24 protein-coding genes are annotated in these 22,580 nt (G+C 75.1%); 14 read left to right on the forward strand and 10 right to left on the reverse strand.

All coding sequences use genetic code 11. The annotated features are described in order from the left end of the window. Positions 1-165, reverse strand: coding sequence for a hypothetical protein (locus Sdagh_RS34540; RefSeq protein ID WP_190076478.1), 165 nt, complete (start codon positions 163-165; stop codon positions 1-3). Positions 166-545: 380 nt separating this feature from the next. On the opposite strand from Sdagh_RS34540, the gene Sdagh_RS34545 reads away from it, so the two are divergent. Continuing rightward, the gene (locus tag Sdagh_RS34545; protein ID WP_189414163.1) at positions 546-1,826 is read left to right on the forward strand and encodes a PucR family transcriptional regulator; all 1,281 of its coding nucleotides are present in this window, start codon (positions 546-548) and stop codon (positions 1,824-1,826) included. Positions 1,827-1,839: 13 nt separating this feature from the next. On the opposite strand, the gene Sdagh_RS34550 is transcribed toward Sdagh_RS34545, so the two are convergent. Both Sdagh_RS34550 and Sdagh_RS34555 read right to left on the reverse strand, forming a co-directional pair. Then, the gene (locus tag Sdagh_RS34550; protein WP_190076479.1) at positions 1,840-2,190 is read right to left on the reverse strand and encodes a hypothetical protein; all 351 of its coding nucleotides are present in this window, start codon (positions 2,188-2,190) and stop codon (positions 1,840-1,842) included. 497 nt (positions 2,191-2,687) lie between these two features. Beyond that, on the reverse strand, positions 2,688-4,319 hold the full coding sequence (locus Sdagh_RS34555) for a coagulation factor 5/8 type domain-containing protein (RefSeq protein WP_190076480.1): 1,632 nt from the start codon (positions 4,317-4,319) through the stop codon (positions 2,688-2,690). A 562-nt stretch (positions 4,320-4,881) separates the two neighbouring features. Between Sdagh_RS34555 and Sdagh_RS34560 the strand changes: the two genes are divergently transcribed. From Sdagh_RS34560 to Sdagh_RS34585, 6 genes are all read left to right on the forward strand, one after another. Then, complete coding sequence (locus Sdagh_RS34560; RefSeq protein ID WP_189414166.1) at positions 4,882-5,664, forward strand: ABC transporter ATP-binding protein; 783 nt, start codon at positions 4,882-4,884, stop codon at positions 5,662-5,664. Then, on the forward strand, positions 5,661-6,464 hold the full coding sequence (locus Sdagh_RS34565; protein WP_190011987.1) for an ABC transporter ATP-binding protein: 804 nt from the start codon (positions 5,661-5,663) through the stop codon (positions 6,462-6,464). Before Sdagh_RS34560 ends, Sdagh_RS34565 begins: the two co-directional genes overlap by 4 nt. Beyond that, entirely contained in the window at positions 6,461-7,357 is an 897-nt protein-coding gene (locus Sdagh_RS34570) for a branched-chain amino acid ABC transporter permease (protein WP_189414168.1), read from the forward strand. Before Sdagh_RS34565 ends, Sdagh_RS34570 begins: the two co-directional genes overlap by 4 nt. Further along, positions 7,350-8,474 (forward strand): branched-chain amino acid ABC transporter permease, encoded by a 1,125-nt coding sequence (locus tag Sdagh_RS34575; RefSeq protein WP_190011986.1) that lies wholly within the window; start codon positions 7,350-7,352, stop codon positions 8,472-8,474. The genes Sdagh_RS34570 and Sdagh_RS34575 overlap by 8 nt, the downstream gene beginning before the upstream one ends. Further along, on the forward strand, positions 8,471-9,748 hold the full coding sequence (locus tag Sdagh_RS34580; protein ID WP_190076481.1) for an ABC transporter substrate-binding protein: 1,278 nt from the start codon (positions 8,471-8,473) through the stop codon (positions 9,746-9,748). Before Sdagh_RS34575 ends, Sdagh_RS34580 begins: the two co-directional genes overlap by 4 nt. Before the next feature lie 130 nt (positions 9,749-9,878). After that, positions 9,879-10,700, forward strand: a complete 822-nt coding sequence (locus tag Sdagh_RS34585; RefSeq protein ID WP_189414171.1) for an SAM-dependent methyltransferase — start codon at positions 9,879-9,881, stop codon at positions 10,698-10,700. Positions 10,701-10,721: 21 nt separating this feature from the next. Here Sdagh_RS34585 and Sdagh_RS34590 read toward each other — a convergent pair whose 3' ends face one another. Both Sdagh_RS34590 and Sdagh_RS34595 read right to left on the reverse strand, forming a co-directional pair. After that, positions 10,722-11,645 (reverse strand): helix-turn-helix domain-containing protein, encoded by a 924-nt coding sequence (locus Sdagh_RS34590; protein ID WP_190076482.1) that lies wholly within the window; start codon positions 11,643-11,645, stop codon positions 10,722-10,724. Between the two features lie 122 nt (positions 11,646-11,767). Beyond that, on the reverse strand, positions 11,768-11,995 hold the full coding sequence (locus Sdagh_RS34595; protein ID WP_189414173.1) for a DUF397 domain-containing protein: 228 nt from the start codon (positions 11,993-11,995) through the stop codon (positions 11,768-11,770). 176 nt (positions 11,996-12,171) lie between these two features. Between Sdagh_RS34595 and Sdagh_RS34600 the strand changes: the two genes are divergently transcribed. The 3 genes from Sdagh_RS34600 (at position 12,172) to Sdagh_RS34610 (ending at position 15,209) form a co-directional block, all read left to right on the forward strand. After that, a complete protein-coding gene (locus Sdagh_RS34600; protein WP_226536149.1) occupies positions 12,172-12,735 on the forward strand; it encodes an ATP-binding protein in 564 nt (187 codons plus the stop codon). Positions 12,736-12,769: 34 nt separating this feature from the next. Then, entirely contained in the window at positions 12,770-13,315 is a 546-nt protein-coding gene (locus Sdagh_RS34605) for a hypothetical protein (protein ID WP_189414175.1), read from the forward strand. Between the two features lie 124 nt (positions 13,316-13,439). After that, positions 13,440-15,209 (forward strand): ABC transporter ATP-binding protein, encoded by a 1,770-nt coding sequence (locus tag Sdagh_RS34610; protein ID WP_189414176.1) that lies wholly within the window; start codon positions 13,440-13,442, stop codon positions 15,207-15,209. Between the two features lie 18 nt (positions 15,210-15,227). Here Sdagh_RS34610 and Sdagh_RS34615 read toward each other — a convergent pair whose 3' ends face one another. Then, a complete protein-coding gene (locus Sdagh_RS34615) occupies positions 15,228-15,572 on the reverse strand; it encodes a hypothetical protein (protein WP_189414177.1) in 345 nt (114 codons plus the stop codon). 230 nt (positions 15,573-15,802) lie between these two features. Between Sdagh_RS34615 and Sdagh_RS34620 the strand changes: the two genes are divergently transcribed. From Sdagh_RS34620 to Sdagh_RS34630, 3 genes are all read left to right on the forward strand, one after another. Further along, positions 15,803-16,066, forward strand: a complete 264-nt coding sequence (locus Sdagh_RS34620; RefSeq protein WP_189414178.1) for a DUF5133 domain-containing protein — start codon at positions 15,803-15,805, stop codon at positions 16,064-16,066. Between the two features lie 156 nt (positions 16,067-16,222). Beyond that, positions 16,223-16,696 carry a hypothetical protein gene (locus tag Sdagh_RS34625; protein WP_189414179.1) on the forward strand — a complete coding sequence of 158 codons (474 nt, stop codon included), beginning with the start codon at positions 16,223-16,225 and terminating at the stop codon, positions 16,694-16,696. 110 nt (positions 16,697-16,806) lie between these two features. Next, on the forward strand, positions 16,807-17,010 hold the full coding sequence (locus Sdagh_RS34630) for a hypothetical protein (RefSeq protein ID WP_189414180.1): 204 nt from the start codon (positions 16,807-16,809) through the stop codon (positions 17,008-17,010). A gap of 157 nt (positions 17,011-17,167) precedes the next feature. On the opposite strand, the gene tgmB is transcribed toward Sdagh_RS34630, so the two are convergent. The 3 genes from tgmB to Sdagh_RS34645 form a co-directional block, all read right to left on the reverse strand. Next, positions 17,168-18,160: an ATP-grasp ribosomal peptide maturase gene (tgmB, locus tag Sdagh_RS34635; protein WP_190076483.1), complete on the reverse strand. Its 993-nt coding sequence runs from the start codon at positions 18,158-18,160 to the stop codon at positions 17,168-17,170. A 15-nt stretch (positions 18,161-18,175) separates the two neighbouring features. Beyond that, positions 18,176-18,367 carry a putative ATP-grasp-modified RiPP gene (gene tgmA / locus Sdagh_RS34640; protein ID WP_189414182.1) on the reverse strand — a complete coding sequence of 64 codons (192 nt, stop codon included), beginning with the start codon at positions 18,365-18,367 and terminating at the stop codon, positions 18,176-18,178. Positions 18,368-18,486: 119 nt separating this feature from the next. Beyond that, on the reverse strand, positions 18,487-18,774 hold the full coding sequence (locus tag Sdagh_RS34645) for a YkvA family protein (protein WP_189414183.1): 288 nt from the start codon (positions 18,772-18,774) through the stop codon (positions 18,487-18,489). A gap of 227 nt (positions 18,775-19,001) precedes the next feature. On the opposite strand from Sdagh_RS34645, the gene Sdagh_RS34650 reads away from it, so the two are divergent. Continuing rightward, positions 19,002-20,384: a hypothetical protein gene (locus Sdagh_RS34650; protein ID WP_190076484.1), complete on the forward strand. Its 1,383-nt coding sequence runs from the start codon at positions 19,002-19,004 to the stop codon at positions 20,382-20,384. Positions 20,385-20,449: 65 nt separating this feature from the next. Here the strand turns inward: Sdagh_RS34650 and Sdagh_RS34655 are convergent, their stop codons facing one another. Next, entirely contained in the window at positions 20,450-22,579 is a 2,130-nt protein-coding gene (locus Sdagh_RS34655) for a xanthine dehydrogenase family protein molybdopterin-binding subunit (RefSeq protein WP_190076485.1), read from the reverse strand. Between the last annotated feature and the right edge of the window lies 1 nt (position 22,580).

Raw genomic sequence — 22,580 nt, forward strand, 5'->3', positions numbered from 1 at the left:
TCAGCCGACCGTCGTCTCCAGGCCCACGGCGTCGCGGCAGGACGCGGCGCCCGGGTCGCCCTCGACCGCGAGGCCGGTGTCCACCAGGACATGGCCGCCGTCGACGCCGAGGCCCCGCTCGCCGGGCACCCGGGACGCGGCGACGGCGGCGAGGCCCGCGCTCACCGCGCAGCCCTCCGCGGCGTCCCGCGCGTCCTGCCAGGCGCCGAGCCGCGAACAGCAGGTCTCCGCCAGTTCCCGGCCTGTTCGTGACCGGGGTCCGAGCAGCCGTTCCGCATCCCCGCGGCCACGACCGCCACCGCCGCCGCCCGCACGCCTCCGCTCCCGCGCCCCGTGGGCGTCCCCTCCCCGCCGACGATCTCCGACGGTCGCCACAGAGTACGGCCGACGTGCGACCGGAGCCGGATTGTTGCCGCCCGGGCCCTAGGGACCGACCGGACGGTATGCCATCCTTCGGGCAAGGACGAGTCAGGGGACGGTGAGCGCGCGGGCGTACGGCCCGGCGCGGGCCGCCGCTGCCAGCCCGAGCCTTGGGGAGGGCCGCCATGCAACACGCCGTACGGTCACGCGCAGCGATCCGCAGCGCACCCACGCCCGTTCCGCGCCCGCGGACCCCGCGCGTGACGTCACTGATCGACGCGGACGCGCTGCGCGTCCTGCACCGGGCCGCCCGGGTCCTCCTCGACGACCTGCCCGGCCTCACCGACCAGCTCGTCGCCGTCCTCCAGGAGCAGGAGCCCGCCTACCGCACGGCGATGGCCGGCGATCCCACCGGGACCTGGCAGGAGGCGCACCGCTCGCTGCGGCACAGCGTCACCTCACTGATCGACCCGCGCAGCAACCGGGAGGCGGCCCGCCGCTGTTCCTGGCGGATCGGCGCCGCCCGCGCCGAGCAGGGGCTGCCGCTGGACGCCCTGCTGCACGCGTTCCGGCTGGGCGGTTCCCTGGTGTGGCAGCGCCTCGTCGAGGAGACCTCGCGCGCGGCCCCCGAGGACGTGCGGCTGCTGGTGCACGTGGCCGCCGACGTGTGGAACTTCGTCGACGACCACTGCACCCTCGTCGCGGACGCCTACCGGCAGGTCGAGTGGCAGCTCAACCGGCGCCGGGAGAACCGCGCCCGGCTGCTGGCCGCCGCCCTGCTGGACGGCAGCAGCCGCATCGCCGACCTGCCCGAGACCGCCCAGGCCCTCGACCTGCCGGAACACGGCCGTTACGTGGTCGTCGCGGTCGCCGGCGGGCACCCCGCGCGCTGCGACGCGGTCCGCGCCGCGGCCGTACCGGAGGGGCTGCGCGTCCACTGGCACCCCGGCGTCGACGTCGACCACGCCATCGTCCTCGTCGGCGACGCGGACCTGCCGGCGTCCGCCCCCGGCCTGTCCGAACCGCCCCCCGGGGTGCGGATCGGCGTCGGCAGCCCCGTGGCCGGTCTGGCCGCCGTCGGTGACGCCCGCCGCCTGGCCGACACCGCGCTGCGCATCTGCCCGGCCGCCGGCGGCACGGTACGGCTGGCCGAGCACCTGCCCGCCGCGCTGGTCGTCTCCGGACCGGAACTCGGCCGCGCCCTCGCCGAACGGGTGCTCGGCCCGCTGCTGCGGCTGGAGCCCGCCGACCGGGACGTCCTGCTGGACACCCTGACGACCTGGCTGGCCTGCGACGGTTCCGCGCAACGGGCCGGGGAGCGGCTCTACTGCCACCGCAACACCGTCCTGAACCGGCTGCGCCGCTGCGAGCAGCTCACCGGCCGCTCGCTGACCCGGCCGGCCGACGTGGTCGAGGTCAGCCTGGCCCTGACCGCGCACCGGCTGCTGCCGGGACAACACACCTAGGCCGGCACCGGCCTCAGGGGTCGGCCCACATCGTGACCCGTACCGGCCCGGAGTCGCCCGCCGCCAGGTCCTGTTCGCGCAGCGCCCAGTACAAGGTGGCGGTCTCCAGGCCGCGCGGCGCCGGGTGCCGCGCGGTCAGCAGCACCCACTCCCCGGGGCGCGGCTCCTCACCGGACGGGGGCCGCACCCCGCACGTCTCCTCCCACCGGGGTCCGTACGCGCAGCGCGTGACCGGGTCGCCCCAGCCCTCGCCGTCCCAGGCGTACCCGCCGAGCCACAGGTGGGTCCCCTCGGAGCCGCGGTCCCGGCGCACGTGCGCCCACGCCTCGCGCGGTTCCCCGGCGTACGGGTGCGCCGCGCCCATGGGGTCGTCCTCGAACTCGCGGGCGGCAGCGACAGGTCGTACGCCATCCGCAGCGTGCCGCGGAGTCCGCCGAAGCCGACGCCCCCAGGAAGTCGTCCGGCTCGTGGGCGCGGATCACCTCGCGCTTCCCGGCCGGGAAGCCCGCCGGGACGTGGACCGCGCTGCCGCCCGAGCAGGTGTCGCCCGTCGACAGGTCCGGGCGGGGCCGGGCGAACAGCAGCAGACGGCCGTCGGACGGCAGCGGCAGGTCCGTCGCGTCCCGGGGGACGGCCGCGAGGTCGAGCGCGGCGATCAGGTGTTCGCGGCAGGTCGTCCGCCCGGTCTCGGAGTCCCCCGGAACGGGCACGCCGGGGCGGGAGCCTCACCGGGGCGCCCAGCCGCCCCACGACCGGCCCGTCGATCGCCGTGACAGCACCAGCACCGCCGGGCCGGCGCCGGCCACCGCTCCACCTCCCCGGCGGGGACGCCGCGCCCGAGCGCCTCCGCGCGGAAGCGGATCACGTCCTCCCGCATCCGGGGAGTCCACGCGTCCGGCAGGCCCGCTGCTCCCCCTCGGGCGGACCGGGATGCGCGGGGACGGCGGCCGCGGGCCGCCCCCACTGCTCCTTCGCGGCCGTCCCCTCCGCTGCCCCCGTCCCGTCGGTCCCCTCCGTCGCCTCCGCCGCGTCCGGCACCACCGGCGGCGTCCGCCGGCCGGCCGGGTCGAGGCCCGTGCCCCGGTACGCCACGGCCGGCCCCGTCCCGTGCCGCACGAGGCCCGAGAACTCCGCGCGCTCGGGCCGCGGCCCGGCGGCGCCCGCCGCGAGCAGCTGCACCCGGTTGAGCTGGACCTCGCCGACACCCTCCGCGTTGGCGGTGATGTGCAGCCGGTAGCGGGAGTACGGCACGGAGGCACCGGCCGCGAACTCGCGCACCTGGAACCGCTCGGGGAACAGCTCCCCGGCCCGCCGGTCCAGAACCGTCCACGCCTCGCCGTCCTCTGAGCCGAGCAGCACCCAGTCCCTCGGGTCGCGCGAGCAGTGGTCGTCGGCGGAGGCCAGGGTGTAGCCCGTGACGAGGGCCGGCGCGTCCAGGGTGAAGTCCAGCCGGGCCGTACGGCCGAAGGACAGCCACTTGCCCGCGCCGGAGGCGCGCACGTTGGCCGCGACCTCGCCGGCCGCCCGGTACTCGCTGCCGGCCTCCAGCCGGGGGAGCGGCAGGGGCGTGCCCAGGAGCCCGTCCTCCTCCGTGGTGAACAGCTCCACCCGGCCCAGCTGCGTCTCGGCCTGCCGCCCCCAGTTCCGGTCGATGTCCAGGCGGTAGCGGGGGTACGCCGTGGAGTTGGCCACCGCGTACACGCGGCTCTGGTGCCGCTCGGGGAAGGTCTGCCCGTCGCGCAGGTCGAGGGTGTACCAGGTGGTGCCGTCGACCGATCCGCGCAGCCGCCAGTCCCGGGGGTCGCGGTCCCGGCAGTCGTCGGCGGAGGTCAGCCGGTAGCCGGTGACGACGGCCGGCGCGGGCAGGACGAAGTCCAGGGTGGCGGCGCTGTCTAACGCCAGCCACTTGCCCCGCCCCGGGCGGAGCAGGTTCCGGGCCACCTCACCGGCCGCCGCGTGCTCCGCGCTCGCCACCACCCGTGCGACCGGCACCGGCACCGTGCCGGGGGCCCGCTGCCCGGTGCGCAGTGCCAGGGAGACGAATGTGCCGTGCGCGTCCCGCCAGGTGACCCGCTCGACGGGTCCGTGCCCGTCGTCCAGGACCAGCCGCAGCCGGCCCGCGTCCGTCCCCCTGCCGTCCGGGCGCTCCTCCTCGGTGGCGAAGACCTGGGACCGCCACTCCGCGCCGTCCTCCCCGGGGGAGCCGGCGGGCCCGCGCCGCACGCCCCGGTACTCCTCGCGTACGCCGTCCGCGGAGCGCCGGTGGCCGCGGAAGGCCCGCATGCCGTCGTCCAGGACCAGCACCGCCTCGGCGCCGCTCCCGGACCGCCAGGCCAGTTCCACCACCTCGGCCGGCCCGCCCCGGTCCAGCCCCAGCACCAGGCGCGGCGCCGGGCGCCACCCGCCCTCGTCCGCGCGCACCTCGGTGTCGTAGACGAGGGGCGGGGCTCCACCGGACCCGTCGTCCGGCGGCGGCACGCTCTGGTCATGCATGAGGACTCCAGTGAGTCGTGTGACGGTCGCTGTCCACTCGCCCGGCCGCGGTGTTCGCCCGGCCCGGCGGGTGCGCAGCACTCTCGCACACGCCTACGACAGTCCGACGGCCCGTCATCTCCCGTGCCCGGCGGACCGGAAGCCCGCTCGGGCCCCGGTGACCGGGCACCGCCCGCCCCGCTGGGCGTCCGCACAGCGTCACCGCCCCGGGACTGGGACGCCGCAGCGACCCCGGCCCGGGCGCTGTACCGGCCACGGCCCGGCGTGCTGTCGTGAGCGCCGCGTGTTCCTCCCCGGACGCCCGAGCACCCGACGCCCGCCCCCGGGCACCGCACGCCGCACCACCCGAGCACCGCACGCCGGAACCCCTTGCGCTGAACCCCCGAACGGCCAGGCAGCGAACACCCGAGCACCCGCACACCCGAGAGCCCGAGAACCCGAGAACCCGGACGCCCCGCGTCCGAAGACCTGAGGACGCGCCCGCCCGTGCACCCGCACCGAGCGCGTCGGAACGCCCCCGAGACCGTGCCGGTCGCCACCGGCACGGCGCCAAGGAGCCGTGATGCCCGAAGCACCACCGGACGAGGCGCCCGCGCTGCACGTCGAGGAGATCGACGTGACCTACGGCCGCGCCCTGTCCGCCCTCCGTTCCGTGTCGCTGACCGTCCCGCACGGCGGCGTCGTCGCCCTGCTCGGTGCCAACGGCGCCGGCAAGACGACGCTGCTGCGGGCCGTCTCCGGCACGCTGCGCCTGCACCGCGGCGCCGTCACAGCGGGCCGTATCCGCTACGGCGACACCGTCCTCGACGGCCGGGACCCGGTCGCGGCCGTCCGCGCCGGGGTCGTCCAGGTGCCCGAGGGCCGCCGGGTGTTCGCCGGGCTCAGCGTCGACGAGAACCTGCGGGCCGGCGGACTCGGCCTCACCCGCCGCGCCCCCGCCCAGACCCGCCGGGCCCGCGACCGCGTCCTCACCCTCTTCCCACGGCTCGCCGAACGCCCCCACCAGGCCGCCGGCCTGCTCAGCGGCGGCGAACAGCAGATGCTCGCCATCGGCCGCGCCCTGATGGCCTCCCCCCGGCTGCTCCTCCTGGACGAACCCTCCCTCGGGCTCGCGCCGCTGATGGTGGACCGCATCGCCCAGGTGGTCCGCGAGATCAACGCCCAGGGCACCGCCGTACTCCTCGTCGAGCAGAACGCCGGCATGGCTCTGTCCCTCGCCGACCACGCCCACGTCCTGGAGGTCGGCGAGGTCCGCCTCTCCGGCCCGGCCGCCGAACTCGCCCGCACGGACGCGGTCCGCCGCCTCTACCTCGGCGAGACCACCGACGGTCAGGGGGCCGCGTGACGCCCCGCACCGACGCGCCGCCCCCCCTCCAGGTCCGCGACGTGACCGTCCGCTTCGCCGGCCTCACCGCGCTCGACCAGGTCTCCTTCACCGTCGCCCCGGGCTCCGCGCACGCCGTGATCGGACCCAACGGCGCGGGCAAGTCCACCTGCTTCAACGTCCTGTCCGGCCTGTACCGCCCCGCGTCCGGCTCGGTCCGGCTCGGCGGCACCGAGCTGACCCGGCTCGCCCCGCACCGGATCGCCGCGCTCGGCGTCGCCCGCACCTTCCAGAACATCGTCACCACCCAGGGCACGGTCGCCGACAACCTGATGCTCGGCCGGCACGCCCTCACCCGCGCCGGATTCGCGGCCAGCGCCCTGCGCCTGCCCCGGGCCGTGCGCGAACAGCGCGACCACCTCGCCCGCGCCCGCGAGATCGCCGAACTCACCGGCCTCGGCGCCCTCTTCGACACCCCCGTCGCCCTGCTCTCCTACGGCGACCGCAAACGCGTGGAACTCGCCCGCGCCCTCTGCCTGGAGCCCCGCGTGCTGCTGCTCGACGAACCCGTGGCCGGCATGAACGCCGGCGAACGGGTCCGCATGGCCGAGGTGGTGCGGGAGATCCGCGCCGAACTCGGTCTCTCCGTCGTCCTCGTGGAACACGACATGGGCCTGGTCATGCGGCTCGCCGACGAGGTCACCGTCCTCGACTTCGGCCGCCGCATCGCCCACGGCACCCCCGACGAGGTCCGCCGCGACCCCGAGGTGCTCCGCGCCTACCTCGGCACGGAACGCGCGGACGGGGAGGACGCGGCATGACCACCCTCGTCGACAACCTCTTCAACGGCCTCGCCCTCGGCGCCGTCTACGCCCTCATCGCCCTCGGCTTCGTCACCATCTTCAAGGCGTCCGGCGTCCTCAGCTTCACCCACGGCTCGCTGCTGCTGCTCGGCGGCTACCTCACCGCGATCCTCCACGACGACCTCGGCTTCGCCGGGGCGCTCGCCCTCGCCGTCCTCGCCACGGCCGCCGTCGCCGGGCTCCTCGACCGGTACGTCCTCCAGCGCATCGGCACCGACCCGCACGCCGCGCACGTGGCCACCATCGCCACCATCGGCGTCGACATCGTCCTCGTCACCGACCTGTCCCGCCGGATCGGCGGCGACCTGCTCGGCCTCGGCGACCCGTGGGGCGACGCGGTCACCGACATGGGACCGGCGACCGTGGCCGACAGCCGGATCGCCGCGATCATCGTCTCCGCCGTGGCCATCGCCGGCGCCTTCGCCCTCTTCCGCTTCACCCCCTGGGGCCTGTCGCTGCGCGCCGCCGCGGAGGACTCCGAGGCCGCCGCGCTGATGGGCGTACGGCTGACCAGGGTGCGCATGCTCGCCTGGTGCCTGGCGGGCGCGCTCGCCGCGCTGGCCGCGGTCTTCCTCGCCGCGTTCCCGGCGCCCGGCCTCGAACGCACCACCGGGCAGATCGCCTTGAAGGCGTTCCCCGCCGCGATCCTCGGCGGCATGGCCTCGCCCGTCGGCGCCCTGGTCGGCTCCCTGCTGATCGGCCTCACCGAGGCGTTCGTCGCCGGCTACCAGTCCGATCTGCACGTCCTCGGCGAGGGCTTCGGCGACGTCGCGCCGTACGCGGTGATGGTCCTCGTCCTCCTGGTCCGCCCCGCCGGACTGTTCGCGGCGAGGGGAGCGGCCCGTGTCTGACCTGCTCGAGCGCGGCCGGTTCCTGCTGCCCGCCGTGCTGCTCGCCGCCCTCCCCTTCTACCTGGACGCGTTCTGGCTGCGCATCGGCCTGTTCTCGATGGCCGCCGCCATCGGCGCGGTCGGCCTCGGCCTGCTCAGCGGCACCGCCGGACAGCTCTCCCTCGGCCACGCCTTCTTCCTCGCCGTCGGCGCCTACGGCTACGTCTGGCTGGCCGGCGACAGCGGCCCGGGCCTGCCCCCGGCCGTCGCCCTGGTCCTCGCCGTCCTCCTGGCCGGCGCCGCAGGGGGCCTGTTCAGCCCCGTCGCCGGCCGGGTCAAGGGCGTCTACCTGGGCGTGGCCACCCTCGCCCTGGTCTTCCTCGGGCACCACGTCCTGCTCACCGCCGACTCCGTCACCGGCGGCTTCAACGGCAGCTCCGTACCCCCGCTGGAGATCGGCTCCTTCGCCTTCGACCAGGGCGACGACCTCACCGTCCTGGGCGTGCCGTTCGGCGCCGAGGAACGCCTCTGGTACCTGGGCCTCGCCCTGTTCGCGCTGACCTGGTTCACCGCCCGCGGCCTGCTCCGCGGGCGCCCCGGCCGCGCCCTGGTCGCCCTGCGCGACAGCGAGACCGCCGCCGCCGTGATGGGCGTGCACGTCGCCCGCTACCGCTCGGCCGCGTTCGTCGTCTCCTCGATGTACGCCGGACTCGCGGGCGTCCTGCTCGCCCTGTCCTTCCGCCGGGTGGTCCCCGACTACTTCTCCCTCGCCCTCTCCGTCGACTACCTCGCCATGATCGTCATCGGCGGGCTCGGCTCCGTCGCCGGAGCCACCGCGGGCGCCGTCTTCGTCACCGCGCTGCCCCTGCTGATGACCCGCTACGCCGACCAGTTGCCGCTGGTCGCCGCGCCCGGCTCGGGCGACGGCTCGATCGGCCCGACCGAGGCCGCCCGCTACCTCTACGGCGCCGCGATCGTGGTCATCCTGGTCTTCGCGCCCGACGGCCTGACCGGCCTGGCCCGCCGCGCCCGCGCCCGCATCGCCCGCCCGAGGCCGCCCGGCCCCGCCCCTTCCGACCCCGGGGCCGCGCCCCGGCCGCCCGCCACCGCCGTACGAGCCAAGGAGCACACCCCGTGAACGTCACGCACCACAGGACCCGCACCACCCGCGTCGCCCTGGCCGCGGCCGTCGCCGCCGTGCTGCTCACGGGCACGGCGTGCAGTTCCAAGGCCGAGGAGGACAAGGGCGGCGGCGGCGCCGACGGCGTCGAGGCCGGCCCCGGCGTCAGCGCGGAGACCATCAGGCTGGGCGCCCTCACCGACCTGACCGGCCCCTATGCCACCCTCGGCAAGTCCATCGTGCAGGCCCAGCAGATGTGGGCGGACGAGACCAACGCCGCCGGCGGCATCTGCGACCGCGAGGTCGAGATCGTCGTCAAGGACCACGGTTACGACGTCCAGAAGGCGGTCACCGCCTACGCCGACATCTCCTCCGACGTCGTCGCCCTGCCGCAGGTCATCGGCTCCCCGGTGGTCTCCGCCCTGCTCGACGACATCCAGCGCGACGACCTGCTGACCTTCCCGCAGGCCTGGGCCGCCTCCCTGCTCGGCAAGGACGCCGTCCAGGTCCTCGGCACCACCTACGACCTGGACATGATCGCCGCCGTCGACTTCCTCACCCGCACCGAGAAGGTGGCGAAGGGCGACACCATCGGCCACGTCTACTTCGAGGGCGACTACGGCGCCAACGCGCTGGAGGGCTCCGAGTGGGCCGCGCAGAAGGCCGGCCTGAAGGTCGCCGGACAGAAGATCAAGGCCACCGACACCGACCTGTCCGCGCAGGTCTCGGCACTGCGCAAGGCCGGCGTGAAAGCCGTCCTGATCAGCGCCGGGCCCGCCCAGACGGCCTCCCTCGCCGGCGTCGCCGCCTCCCGCGGCCTGACGGTGCCGATCGTCTCCAGCGCCCCCGGCTACGCCCCGCAGCTGATGAAGACCCCGGCGGCGAAGGCGCTGGAGGCCATGGTGCACGTGGTCAGCGCCGCCCCCGCGGTCAGTTCCGACCTGCCGGGGGTGCGGAAGATGGTCGCCGCCTACGGCAAGAAGTACCCCGGCTCCCCGGTCGACTCCGGTGTGCTCTCCGGGTACAACGCGGCCCAACTGCTCGGCGCCGACCTGAAGAAGGCGTGCGAGGGCGGCAGCCTCACCCGTGAGGCCGTCGTCAAGGCCCACCGCTCGCAGGAGAACGCCGACACCGGACTCGGCACCCCGCAGAACTTCACCGACGTCTCCCAGCCCGCCAGCCGCTCCACCTACGTCCTCAAGCCCGACGCGAAGGCCGTCGGCGGCGTCATCACCCTGGAGGAGGCCCACGAGGCGCCCGGAATCGAGGAGTACCTGGCCGCCAGGGGCTGATCCGGCCCCGGCCGTACCGGTCCCGCGGCGGACCGGTACGGCCATCGCCCTGGTTTCGGCGGACACCGATTCCCTAGGATGTACTGTCAGTCAGGTCAACGCAGTTGGCGCCGTACGAGCTGGGGGAAAGATGCAGGCCGAGAAGCGACTGTCCAAGGAGATCAACGCAACCGTCCCGACAGCCGCCCGGATGTACGACTACTACCTCGGCGGCAAGGACAACTACGCGGCGGACCGCGCGGCGGTCGAGGAACTGGACAAGGTCGTCCCCAGCACCCGCCGGCTCGCGCTGAACAACCGGCGTTTCCTCCAGCGCGTGGTCCGGGTCCTCGCCGAGGAGTACGGCGTCCACCAGTTCCTGGACCACGGCTCCGGCCTGCCCACCCAGGACAACGTCCACCAGGTCGCCCAGCGCATCAACCCCGAGGCCCGGGTGGTCTACGTCGACAACGACCCGATGGTGCTGGTGCACGGCCGGGCGCTGCTGGACCAGAACGAGCGGACGGCCGTCATCCACGCCGACATGCGCGCCACCGACGAGATCTTCGACCACCCCGACACCCGGCGTCTGATCGACTTCTCGAAGCCGGTGGCGGTGCTCTTCAACTCGGTCTTCCACTGCATCCCGGACAGCGACACCGACGGCCCCGCCGCCGTCGCCCGGCGGGTCGCCGACCGCCTCGCGCCCGGCAGTTACGCGGTGATGTGCCAGCTCGTCAGCGAGCACGCGGACGTCCGCGAGTCCGTCACCGCCTTCATGGACCAGGCCACCCAGGGACACTGGGGCCGCGTCCGTGAGGAGAAGGACGTGGCCGAGTGGTTCGAGGGCATGGAGGTCCTGGAGCCCGGCCTGGTGGAGGTGTCCACCTGGCGCCCGGACACCGAGGTGGTGCCCCGCCAGCTCACCCGGGAATGGATCGAGTTCGGCGGCGTCGGCCGCATAGTCCGCTAGCGGTCGCCGGCGGTACTCCGCTCACCGGGCGGAGTACCGCTGCTCGATCGTCATGCGCAGCAGCTCCACCGACTCGCGCGGGGTGAGCGCCTCGTCGGCCAGCCGGTCCAGGGCGACCCGGTACTCCTCGGTCTCGTCCCGGTCCTCCAGGAAGTTGGCGCTCTTGATGTGCTCCAGGTACACCACGTCGGGCAGATCGGCGCCGCTGAACCGCAGATAGGTGACGGGTATCGCGGGCGCGGAGGCGTTGGTCACGTTCAACGGCACGATCTGAAGCGTCACGTTGGGGCGCTCGGAGATCCTGACCAGGTGCTCCAGCTGCTCGCGCATCACCTCGGAGCTGCCGAGGACGCGCAGCAGCACGGACTCGTCGATGATCGCCCACACCTGCGGCGCCGCCGAGCGGTAGACCAGCCGGGTCCGCCGCTCCCGCAGCTCGACCCGGCGCTGCACCTCGCTCGCCGACGCGTTGGGCAGTCCGCGCTCCACGACGGCGCGGGCGTAGGCCCCCGTCTGGAGCAGGCCGGGGACGTACTGGATCTCGAAGGTCCGGATGGTCTCGGCGGCCTCCTGGAGCCCGACCAGCCGGTCGAACCACTCCGGCATCAGCCGCTTGTCGTACCGCTGCCACCAGCCCGGCTCACCGGCGCGGTGCAGCAGCTTCAGCAGCGTGGCCGCCTCGTAGGCGTCGGTGCCGTAGAGGGTGAGAAGGGTCCGGACGTCCTTCTCCGTAGGGGGCCTGCGGCTCTTGCCGGACTCGATGCGCGACAGCTTCGCCGCGCTGAACCCCGCCTCGCGCGCCGCCTGGTCCTGGGAGTAGCCGGCGTCCTCACGGAAGCCCGCCAACTGGACACCGACGAGCATCTTCAGCAGCGTCGGAGCCGGCTCCGGACGGTCCAGATAGGGTTCGAGACGGGAGAGGCGATGCGACGATACGGCGGACATACCTGACTCCCAGCGGACCGGCAGACTTGGGGAACAGACTATCCCATCCTGCCGGTCCACGCCCGTACGAGCCCCTGGACAAGGGGCAGTTGGCCCGGGCCGGCCCGCCTGCGGACGGGGTCTCACACCAGGTGGTCGAACTCGCCGTCCTTCGCGCCGGCCAGGAAGGCAGCCACCTCGGCGGGGGTGTAGACGAGCGCCGGCCCGTCGGGGTCACGGGAGTTGCGCAGCGCGATGCCGCCGTCCACCCGGGCGACCTCGACGCAGTTGCCCTCGGCGTTGCTGTGCCGGCTCTTGGTCCAGCTGGCGTCCAACGAACTCGCCTGTACTCCGTTGTGTATCGGTGGCACCGCGGTCTCCTTGCCGTTCGGGGGAGCGGACAGCGGCTCCTCGGCCTCGCACGCTCCCAGCCGATTTTTCGCGCAATTTCTCGTGCAATTGCACGCGAGCGCTGTCAGGATGGATAATAGCCGGGACGCAACTCCCGCGTCGACGCCCGGAGCTGACTCCGTATCAGGGAGGTGCCGTGCCCTTACCCGCGTACCCCGTGCTCCGCCCGCTGAGCGCTCTCGCGACGGCGGCGGCAGCACCCGTCCGGGCCGGCCGGCCGCCCGCCGGGGCGCCGGAGGCCGGCCCCGTGCCGGGGCGGGCGGTGCCCGCGGGCCGGGAGCGGTCCGCCGGGCCGGAGCCGGTCACCCTGCCCCCGGTGGGCGACCGGGCGGGCTTCGCGCGGGCCCGGCGCTTCACCCGTGACACCCCGCGCGACTGGTCGCTGGAGCACCGTGCCGACGACGCCGTCCTCGTCGTCGCCGAACCGGCCGCCAGCGCCGCCGCGCACGCCGCCCCCTCGGGGGACGGCACGGTCCAGGCCGTACCGGGCCTCGCGCTGGAACCCGGCGCGCCGCTGGTGACCGTCTCCGGCCCGGGCGAGGACGCGCCCGTGACGACCCCGCCCGCGGACCGCTCCCCGCGGGAGGACGGGTGCGGCCTGCGCATCGCCGCCACCCTCGCCGGCACCTGGGGACGGCAGTCCCGGCCCCCCACGGGCAAGACCGTCCGGGCCGCGTCGCCGGCCCGCCCCCTGACCTGATCCGATCCGACCGCCGCGGAAAGGCCCCCACGCCATGCGCACCGCTCCGACACCGCAGCCGAGCAGCCGGCGCACCGACCGCCGGACCTCACCGGCCGGCCCCGTCCGGTCCGCGTCCCTGCCGGGACTCGACGAGGTGGACTGGGGCCGCATCCAGGACTCCAGCGGCTCCGCCGCCGCCGTCCCCGGACTGCTCGACCGGGTGGCCACCGGGGACGCCGAGACCGCCCGCGCCGCCCTCGCCGAACTGCGCGCCCGGATCTGCCAGTACGGCTTCGTCGTGGAGCAGGCGACCGCCGCCACCGTTCCCTTCCTCTGGGAGCTGGCCCAGCGCCCCGAGGTGGCCTGCCGGGCGCAGATCATCCGGCTGCTGAAGAACATCGCGGACGCCCGGCAGTGGGAGAGCACCGCCGCCGTCTACCCCAAGCTGCTCAACCACCGGGAGAACCACGTGGTGTGGGAGCGGGCGGCCCGCAAGGCCGTCCGCGCGCGCCGGGCGGCCATCGAGCGTCTGATGGCCGAGGACGACACCGAGATCACGCGCGTGACGTCCGAACTGGCCCGCACCCTCGCAGACTAGGCCCGCGCCCTCCACGGGGGTGGGGGCGCGGGTCTACCCGGTACAGAGGACGGTGTGGCGCACTCCGGTGCCGAACGGGTAAGAAAGCGCTTGCCCCACTCGGCCGCACGGGAGGACCACGCCGATGGCGTCGTCGCAGGAGAAACCGCTCGACCACCGCTACCGCGGCGAGCACCCGATACGCACCCTCGTCTATCTGTTCCGCGCCGACCGTCACCGGCTGTCCGGCGCGGTCGCCGTCTTCACGGTCAAGCACAGCCCGGTCTGGCTGCTGCCGCTGATCACCGCGTCCATCATCGACACGGTCGTCCAGCACCGGCCGATCGCCGAACTGTGGACCAGCACCGGGATCATCATGTTCATCCTGGTCGTCAACTACCCCCTGCACCTGCTCTACGTCCGCCTCCTGTACGGCAGCATCCGCAGGATGGGCACCGCGCTGCGCTCCGCGCTCTGCACCCGCATGCAGCAGCTCTCCATCGGCTACCACTCCCGGGTCAGCGCGGGCGTGCTCCAGGCCAAGGTGGTCCGGGACGTGGAGACCGTGGAGACGGCCGTGCAGCAGACCGCGGAGAACGGGCTCGGCGCGCTCACCGTGCTCGTCGGCGGTCTCGTCATCATCGCCGTGCGCACCCCCGAGTTCCTGCCCGTCTTCCTGGTCGTCGTGCCCGCCGCCTCGCTCCTGATCACCCGGCTGCGGTCCCGCCTGCGCCGCCACAACGAGCACTACCGCCACGAGGTGGAGACCCTCTCCTCCCGCGTCACGGAGATGACCCGGCTGATACCGGTCACCCGCGCCCACGGCCTGGAGCGCAAGGCGCTGCGCCGCATGGACGGCACCCTGGACCGCCTGCTGACCTCCGCCCTCCGCCTCGACCTCGTCAACGGCCGCTTCGCCTCGGCCGCGTGGGTCCTCCTCAACGTGATCGGCGTCCTCGTCCTGGCCGGCGCCGCGCTGATCTCGTACTACGACGTGTGGGGCGTCACCGCCGGCGACGTCGTCATGCTCAGTGCCTTCCTGACCACCCTCACCAACTCCACCACCACCCTGGCGAGCCTCGCCCCGGTCATCACCAAGGGCCTGGAGTCCGTCCGTTCGGTCGGCGAAGTGCTCCAGGCGCCCGAGCTGGAGGACAACGAGGGCAAGGCCGAGGTGACCGCCCTGCGCGGCGCCGTCACCTTCGAGCGCGTCGGTCACGTCTACGAGGGCGACGGCCGGGCCGCCGTACGGGACTTCAGCCTCGACGTCGCGCCCGGCGAGACCGTCGCGCTGGTCGGCGCCTCCGGCGCGGGCAAGTCCACCGTGCTCAACCTCGTCATCGGCTTCCTGCGTCCCACCTCCGGCCGGCTGCTCCTGGACGGCACCGACATGAACACCCTGGACCTGCGCACCTACCGGCGGTTCGTGTCGGTGGTGCCGCAGGAGTCCATCCTCTTCGACGGCACCGTCCGGGAGAACGTCGCCTACGGCATGGACGACGCCGACGAGGAGACGGTGCGCGCGGCGCTGCGCGACGCCAACGCGCTGGAGTTCGTCGACCGGCTGCCCCAGGGCCTGGACACCCTGGTCGGGGAACACGGCGCCCGGCTCTCCGGCGGGCAGCGCCAGCGCCTGGCCATCGCCCGCGCCCTGATCCGCGACCCGCGGGTGCTCATCCTGGACGAGGCGACCTCGGCGCTGGACACCCGGTCGGAGGCGCTGGTCCAGCAGGCCCTGGCCCGGCTGCTGCGCGGGCGCACCACGTTCGTCGTGGCGCACCGGCTCTCCACCGTGCGGGGCGCCGACCGGATCGTGGTGATGGGGGAGGGGCGCATCCAGGAGATCGGCACCCACGAGGAACTCCTCGACCGGGGCGGGGCCTACACCGCGCTGCACAGCGGCCAGGCGGCCTGAGCGCCGGCCGGGCGGCGCTCAGGCGGCGCTGCTCCGCGGCACCCGCCGGCCGCACCCCGCGTCGTGGTCGGTGCCCAGGCTCGTCCACCAGCGTTCGCAGCAGGCGCCGTCCAGCTCGGCGCGGACCAGGGCGTCGGCCGCCCCCGAGGCCGCGTCCGGCGCGCGGGGCGGCCGTACCGGCGCGCGGCGCGGCTCGGCGAGGTCCGCCTCCCGTACCACCGCGATCAGCGGCACCACACTGGCGCCGGCGAACACGGCGGCGGCCCACGGGGGGCCGTAGCGCCATTCCGACACCGCCGTCCAGGCGAGTCCGGTGCTGGTGGCGAGGTAGAGGGCACAGAGCAGGCGGCTGGAGCGCGTCATCGGGGGAACACCGTTCGTCGGGGGATGCCGTACGGGCTGCTCAACGCCCGGCGGCGGCGCGGGGAAGCGGGGACGTTCCGCGCCTTTTCGGCCATGTCGCCGCCCGCTCTGACGAGGCAGGAGACCGGTAAGCGTAGGAAATCGGTCAATTGGAGAGCCATGGCGTGCATGATGCGAATGATTCGACCGGGTCCGGGCAGGCGCAGTGAAAATCGAGAGAGGGGCGCCACGTGCTGGTACCGGACCCGAAGGTCGTCAGGGAGTTGCTGACGCGCTACGCGTCACTGCGGATCGCGCAGGCGGAACGGGAGAGCCTGACGACGGCGCGCGAGCTGGCGGACGTCAGCTACACCTTGTGCGTGATGATGGGAAAGACCGGCATCCACGACGCGGTGGCGGCGGCCGACGCCCTGCTGCTCGCCGGGACCGGCACCCGGGACACCGACGGGACGCCCGACCCGGACGAGGAGAGCGGGCTGTCGCTGGCCGTGTGACCCCGGCGCGGCCCGCCGGGGGCGTCAGGTCCGGCGGGCCGGCCCCGGCTGGCGAAAATCCGTCGCAAGCTGTCATTACCGCCCCTGTGCGGCCGGCCGGCGGCTTTCTAGCGTGGTTCCGGACCATCCCGCCCGTCCCGCACCGGAGCCCCGCCGATGACCAAGCTGCTGCTGTCCCTGCACGTCCTCGCCGCGATCGTGGCCGTCGGCCCCGTCACGGTGGCCGCCAGCATGTTCCCGCCGGCGGTGCGCCGGGCGGCGCTCCCCGAGGGGGACGGCGGTGCGGCGGCGGAGCTGGGCACCGTCCGGCTCCTGCACCGCATCTGCCGGGTCTACGCGGGCGTCGGCATCGCCGTGCCCCTCCTCGGTCTCGTCACCGCGCAGGTGATGGGCGTGCTCGGCGACACCTGGCTCATCGTCTCCATCGTGCTGACCGCGGCCGCGGCCGGTGTCCTCCTCGTCCTCGTCCTGCCCGGCCAGGAGGGCCTCGTGGAACGGCTGGAGGGGCGGGGCGCCGTGGAGCGCTCCGGCACCGTCCGCCTCGCCGTGCTCACCGGCCTGTTCAACCTGCTGTGGGCCACCGTCACCGTCCTGATGATCGTCCGGCCGGGCTCCACGACCGGAGCCTGACCTCCGGGCCGGGTACCCGGGGTAATGCGCACGCCGGGGAAGAGGGACGCCTAGACTGCTCAGTCGCGCCTGACCCGCAGGGGCGGACGACAGGAAAGGCACGTTGACGGGTGTTCCAGGATTCCCCCATCTACGACCGACTGGTCGCCGAATGCGGCGACGTCCCCACGCTGGTGCGCCGGGAGGCGGAGCGGGTGAACAGGGAGCTGGAGGCCGTCATGCGTCCGATGCGCCTGCCCGGCCGGGAGCGCCCGCCGGCCCCCGGCAACGGCTGGCAGCGCACCGCCCTCCTGCCCGGCCCGCGCCCCAGCTGACCGACCGGCGGCGGTGACGGCACGGCCGACACCCGCCGCGCCCCCGCCGGACCGTGCGACGCCCCGGGCGGCTCCTCGGCACGCCGCCGCTTCCGGCGACCGTCCCCGGACCTCCTCGGCACGCCGCCGCGTCCGCACGACGCCCCCGGACGGTCCCTCAGCGCGTCGCCGCGTCCGTGCCGTCCGGGTCCGCGGCCGGCTCCGGGCCCCCGGCGTCCGGCCGGGCCAGCCACTCGGCGATGGTCCGGGCGATGGGCTGGCCCGTGTCCACCTCGATGAACCCGAACTGCCCGGACTGGTTGCACTCCAGGAACCACCACGTGCCGTCGCCGTCCTCGGCGAAGTCGAACGCCCCGTACGCCAGCCCCGCTGCCCGGACGTAGGCGCGCACCCCCGCCGCGACCACGGGCGGCACCCCGGCCGGGCGCCACGGCTCGGCGGACGCGGCGAAGCGGACGTCCACCTCGTCCGGGTCCGCCCCGGCCACGACCGCCTTGCGGGCGGCCAGCAGCCGGTCGCCGACCACCGTCAGCCGCAGGTCGGCCCGCTTGGCCACCCGCTGCTGCAGCAGCGTCGGACCGAAGGCGACGGCCGCGAAGTCGGTCTCCGGCGAGACCCGGCTGGTCGGCACCGCCCGCGGCGGGTCCTGGGGATGCGCGCCCGAGACGGGCTTGACCACCAGGTCCGGGTGGCGCCCGGCGAACTCCCGGGCCGCGCGCGGGAACGTCGTGATCAGCGTGGCCGGTACCGGCAGCCCGCACCGCTGGGCCAGCCGCAGCTGCCAGGGCTTGTACCGGGCCCGGCGGGCCGCGTCCGGATGGTTCATCCAGCGGGCGCCGCTGCCCAGCAGCATGCCGTAGAGCGCCTGCGCGGACTCCTCCGTCAGCCAGGCCGACGGCGTGGCGGCCCGGGCGGCGGGGGCGCCCGGTCTGCGCACCCAGACGGAACGCAGCCCGTCGATGCCCACCAGCCGTCCCCCCGAGGACAGGTGCCCCCGGAACGAGCCGTGCGCGAACTCGCCCGACAGGGCCACGGAACCGGTCAGGTCGGCCGGATCGAGGCGCACCACCGGCACTTCCGACTCGTTCAGGCACACCACCACCATGTCCGCGGTGACGTCCTCTTCGGTGGTCAGGATCAGCACCGTCATGAACGCGTTCCGTGGTCAGTCGTCGAAGTGGGTCTTCGAACCCGCGGTGGACGTCGTCGTCCCCAGCTCCCGCAGCAGCGCGTGGTCGCCGGCCGCCACCCGCCCGTCGAGGAGCACGTTCACCTGCCGTCCGGAGTCGTACACGTACGGAGTGGCGACTTCCAAATCCCCTACGGGACGTGCGTATTCGAGCGCGAACGGTTGCATCGTCTCTCCCTGGTCGGTGCTGTGCCGATCAAGCGATGGGCCGCCTGTGCCGTCGCCTGGTCCGCCGACTTCCATCGGCTTCCAGAGACTTATACGACTCGAACGGGTGAATGGTTTCCTTACCCTGTGTGATCACCGCGCGGTCCCCGGAGAGAGCCGCGCGCGGACCGCAGAGCGAGGAGGAGCACGCCGATGTCGTCCAGGTACACCGGGTCGGGTACGAGGTCGGCGGGCAGCACGAGATAGAGGACGGCACCCCAGAAGACCCAGCGGGGTCCGGTCGGCAGCCCGGCCCGGCGCAGTTCCCGCCGGGTCCGCACCAGCCGTACCAGGACGGTCACGGCGAGGGCCAGGACGGCCACCGCGAGCACCGCCGCCACGACGAGCAGCACCGTGGTCGTATCCATCCCGCCCCTCTTCCTCCCGGTGCGCCGTGACGCACGCGTCCTGGACCGGATTCCCCCGCCGGGCGCGGATATGACACCCGGACGGGTGTCCGCGGGCACCGGCTCATCCCGGTGGCTCACCCGGGTGGCGGCGCGGGGCGGGGGAGCTTAGTAATGGTCACCACACAAGTCGCGCGTCGCAGTCGGGGACGCAGGAAGCGGCCGCATTCCTTCAGACGGAGAAGACCATGACCACCGGCTCTTCAACACCCCGCCCGAACGAGTACGCCATAGCCACCTCCGTGGACCTGCCGTCCGCGGAGACCACCAGCACCACCGGCACCCACCCGGTGCGCCCGCCGGACGCCGCGCCCGATCCCCAGCCGCCCGCCGCCCCGCACACCGACGGCCCCTACGGGGACGACCCGTACGGGGACGACCCGCTCGCCGGCGACCCCTACGCCGACGAGGAGCCGCCGTTCGAGGAGCCGGAGCCGCCCGCCGGCCCCCACCACCCGGGGCAGGGCGCGCGGGCCGCGCGGCGGCCGGACCGGGACCCGGCGGCCTACGGAGACCCGGTCGGCGACCTGGTGCGGGCGGCCGTGGCCGACCGGCCGCTGGAGGAGGTCGTCTCGCTCATCACGATGCTGGAGCAGTCGCCGCAGTACGCGCAGGCCACCCTGGACGCCCTGCGCGCGGTCGGCGTCAACCGGTCGGTGGAGGACGTGACCCGGCTGGTCGGCCTGCTGACCCGGCCGCCGCGCCACGCCGACAGCGCCGACGAGGCGATCCGCGCCGCCGCCGAGAACCGCCCGGTGGAGGACGTCACCCGGCTGATGGCCCTGCTGCACCGCACCCCGCTGGAGCCGCACTGCGGCAAGGAAGCGGTCCGGGCCGCGGCCACCGGCCGGCCCGTCGAGGAACTGGTGCACCTGATCGGCCGGCTCGCCGAGGAGCGCCCGGACCCCCTCGGCGGACCCGAGGACCGCGCCCCGCACACCCCCGCCGCCGGGAACACGGCGCCGGCCCCCGCCCCCGGGGAGACCGCCCGGACCGGCGGCCTGGGCGCCGCGCTCGCCGGGGCCGGGCGCAAGGGCCGCGAGCACGCGCGGACCCGGCGCCACCTCCCCGCCGCCGGCGCCCGGCGGGAGAGCCCGCAGGACCCGCCGCGCCGCACGGCCGGGCAGGCGCCGCGCCCACCGGTCTCCCGGACCGCGGCCCTGACCCGCTGGCTCGCCGTCGCGGTGCTCGCCGGCTGCGGGGTGGCGTACTTCCCGCTGCACGCCGACGGCGCCTCCGGACGGGTCTACGGCGCCGCGCTCGGCCTGTCCGCGCTCTGCCTGCTGCTGGCCCTGGTGCTGAGCGTGCGGCCCTTCGTGGCGGTGCTCGCGGCGGCGGTGGTGGCACCGGCGGCGCTGGCCGCCGCCCGGCTGTACGCCCTGACGGCGGCGGAGTCCCGGCTGCACCGGCTGATGGACCTCTCCCTCGCTCCGGGCTGGGCGGCCGTGGTGGTCGCCGTGCTCGCCTCGCTGGCGGCGCTGGCCGCCCTGTGCGTCCGGGTCGCCGCCCTCGTGCCCGGCAGCCGCTGGGCCGCCCGCCCGGCGGCCGGGCCGGGCGGCAGCGCGGACTGACCACCCGGTGACGGACGGGACCCGGGCCGCCGACGCGGCCCGGGTCCCGTCCGTCGCGGTCCGCCTCAGCCGCCGAACGTGCCCGCCGGGGTCTCGTGCGCGAGCAGTCCGGTCAGCACCCGGTCCGGGGTCAGCGGAAGCTCCCGGAAGCGGACGCCCGTGGCGTGGTGGACGGCGTTGCCGATCGCCGCCGCCGTGCCGACGATGCCGATCTCACCGATCCCCTTGCTGCCCATGGGGTTCAGGTGGGCGTCCTCCTCCGCCACCCAGTGCGCCTCGATGCCGACGGCGTCGGCGTGCGCGGGTACGTGGTACGAGGCCAGGTCGGACTCGGCGAAGTCACCGAAGGCCGGGTCGACATGGCTGTCCTCGGTGAGCGCCATGCCCAGGCCCATCGTCATCCCGCCGACGAACTGGGAGCGCGCCGTACGGGCGTTGAGGATCCGCCCGGCCGCGTAGACGCCCAGCAGCCGCCGAGCCCGCACCTCGCCGGTGACCGTGTCGACGGTGACCTCGGCGAAGTGCGCCCCGAAGGCGTGCCGGGCGTACGCGCTCCCGGCGTCCGCCTCTCCGGTGGTGTCGGCGTGCGCGCCGATCCCGTCCTCCGGCACCGGGCCCGGCAGCGTGGCCAGCCGCTCCGCGAGCCGGCCGCACGCCTCGTGCACGGCCCAGCCCCAGGACGCCGTACCGGAGGACCCGCCGGCCAGCGAGGCCGCCGGCAGCGCGCTGCTGCCCACCTCGGTGCGGACCCGTTCCGTCGGCACCCCGAGGGCGTCGGCGGCGACCTGCGCGAGCACCGTCCGCGCGCCGGTGCCGATGTCGGTGGCGTTGATCCGCACCACGAAGCCGCCGTCGGGCAGCGCCCACGCCGACGCGGTGGACGGCGCCACCAGGACCGGGTAGGTGGCGGCGGCGACCCCGGTGCCGACCAGCAGCGGCCCCTCGGCCCGGGAGCGGGGCCGGGGGTCGCGGTCCGCCCAGCCGAACCGGCGGGCGCCCTCGCGCAGGCACTCCACCAGGTGCCGGCTGCTGAACGGCCTGCCGCTGTCGGGTTCCTCCGCCGGCTCGTTGCGGACCCGCAGCTCCACCGGGTCCAGGCCCAGCTCGGTGGCGAGTTCGTCCATCGCCGACTCCAGGGCGTACATGCCGGGCGCCTCACCCGGTGCCCGCATCCAGGACGGCGTGGGCACGTCGAGGCGGACCACCCGGTGCGCGGTGCGGCTGTGCGGCGCGGCGTACATGACGCGGGCGGGCACCGCGGCCTGCTCCACGAACTCCTTGATCCGGGAGGTGTGCGTGGCCACCTCGTGCCCGAGACAGGTGAGCCGGCCGTCCCGCCCGGCGCCGAGACGCAGCCGGTGCAGGGTGGGCGCGCGGTGCCCGACCAGGGACGGCAGCAGCCGGCGCGGGAACGCCACCGTGACCGTCCGGCCGGTGTGCCGGGCCGCGAGCGCGGCGAGCACCACGTCCGGCCGGGGCGTGCCCTTGGAGCCGAAGCCGCCCCCGACGTGCTCGGCGGTGACCGAGATCCCCTCCTCCGGGACCTCGAACAGCTGGGCCAGGGTGGCGCGTACCGCGTTGGTGCCCTGGCTGGAGGTGCGCACGGTGAGCCGGTCGCCCTCCCAGCGGGCGGTGCTCGCGTGGGGTTCCATCGGGTGGTTGTGCAGCGGCGGCACCCGGTACTCGGTGTCGATCCGCACCTCGGAGGCGGCGAAGGCGGCGTCCTGGTCGCCTCGCTCGCGGACCGCCGGATGGCCGCCGTTGGCCTCCTCGGGGACGTACGACCCGGGGTGTCCGGCGGTGAGCGTGACGTCGTGCGGCTCGGCGGCGCACGTGACGCGGACCGCGGCGGCGCCCGCCCGGGCGGCCTCCGGGGTCTCGGCGACCACCAGGGCGACGGGCCAGCCCCGGTGCGGCACCTCCGGCCCCTGGAGCACCGCCAGCACGGGGTCGTCCGGCTGCGCGAGGCGGGGCGCGTTCTCGTGGGTGAGCACCGCCAGCACCCCCGGCAGGGCGAGGGCGGGCGCGGCGTCGACGCCGGTCACCCGGCCGCGCGCGACGGCGGCCGGGACGGGCCGGGCGTGGGCGCGGCCGGGTCCGGTGTACTCGGCGGCGTACCGGGCGGTGCCGGTGACCTTCTCCCGTCCCTCCCGGCGCTCGGTGGCGGCGCCCAGGACGGTCTCGGTGCCGGTCATG

The sequence above is a fragment of the Streptomyces daghestanicus genome (assembly GCF_020521275.1).
GTDB classification, from domain to species: Bacteria; Actinomycetota; Actinomycetes; order Streptomycetales; family Streptomycetaceae; genus Streptomyces; species Streptomyces griseoviridis.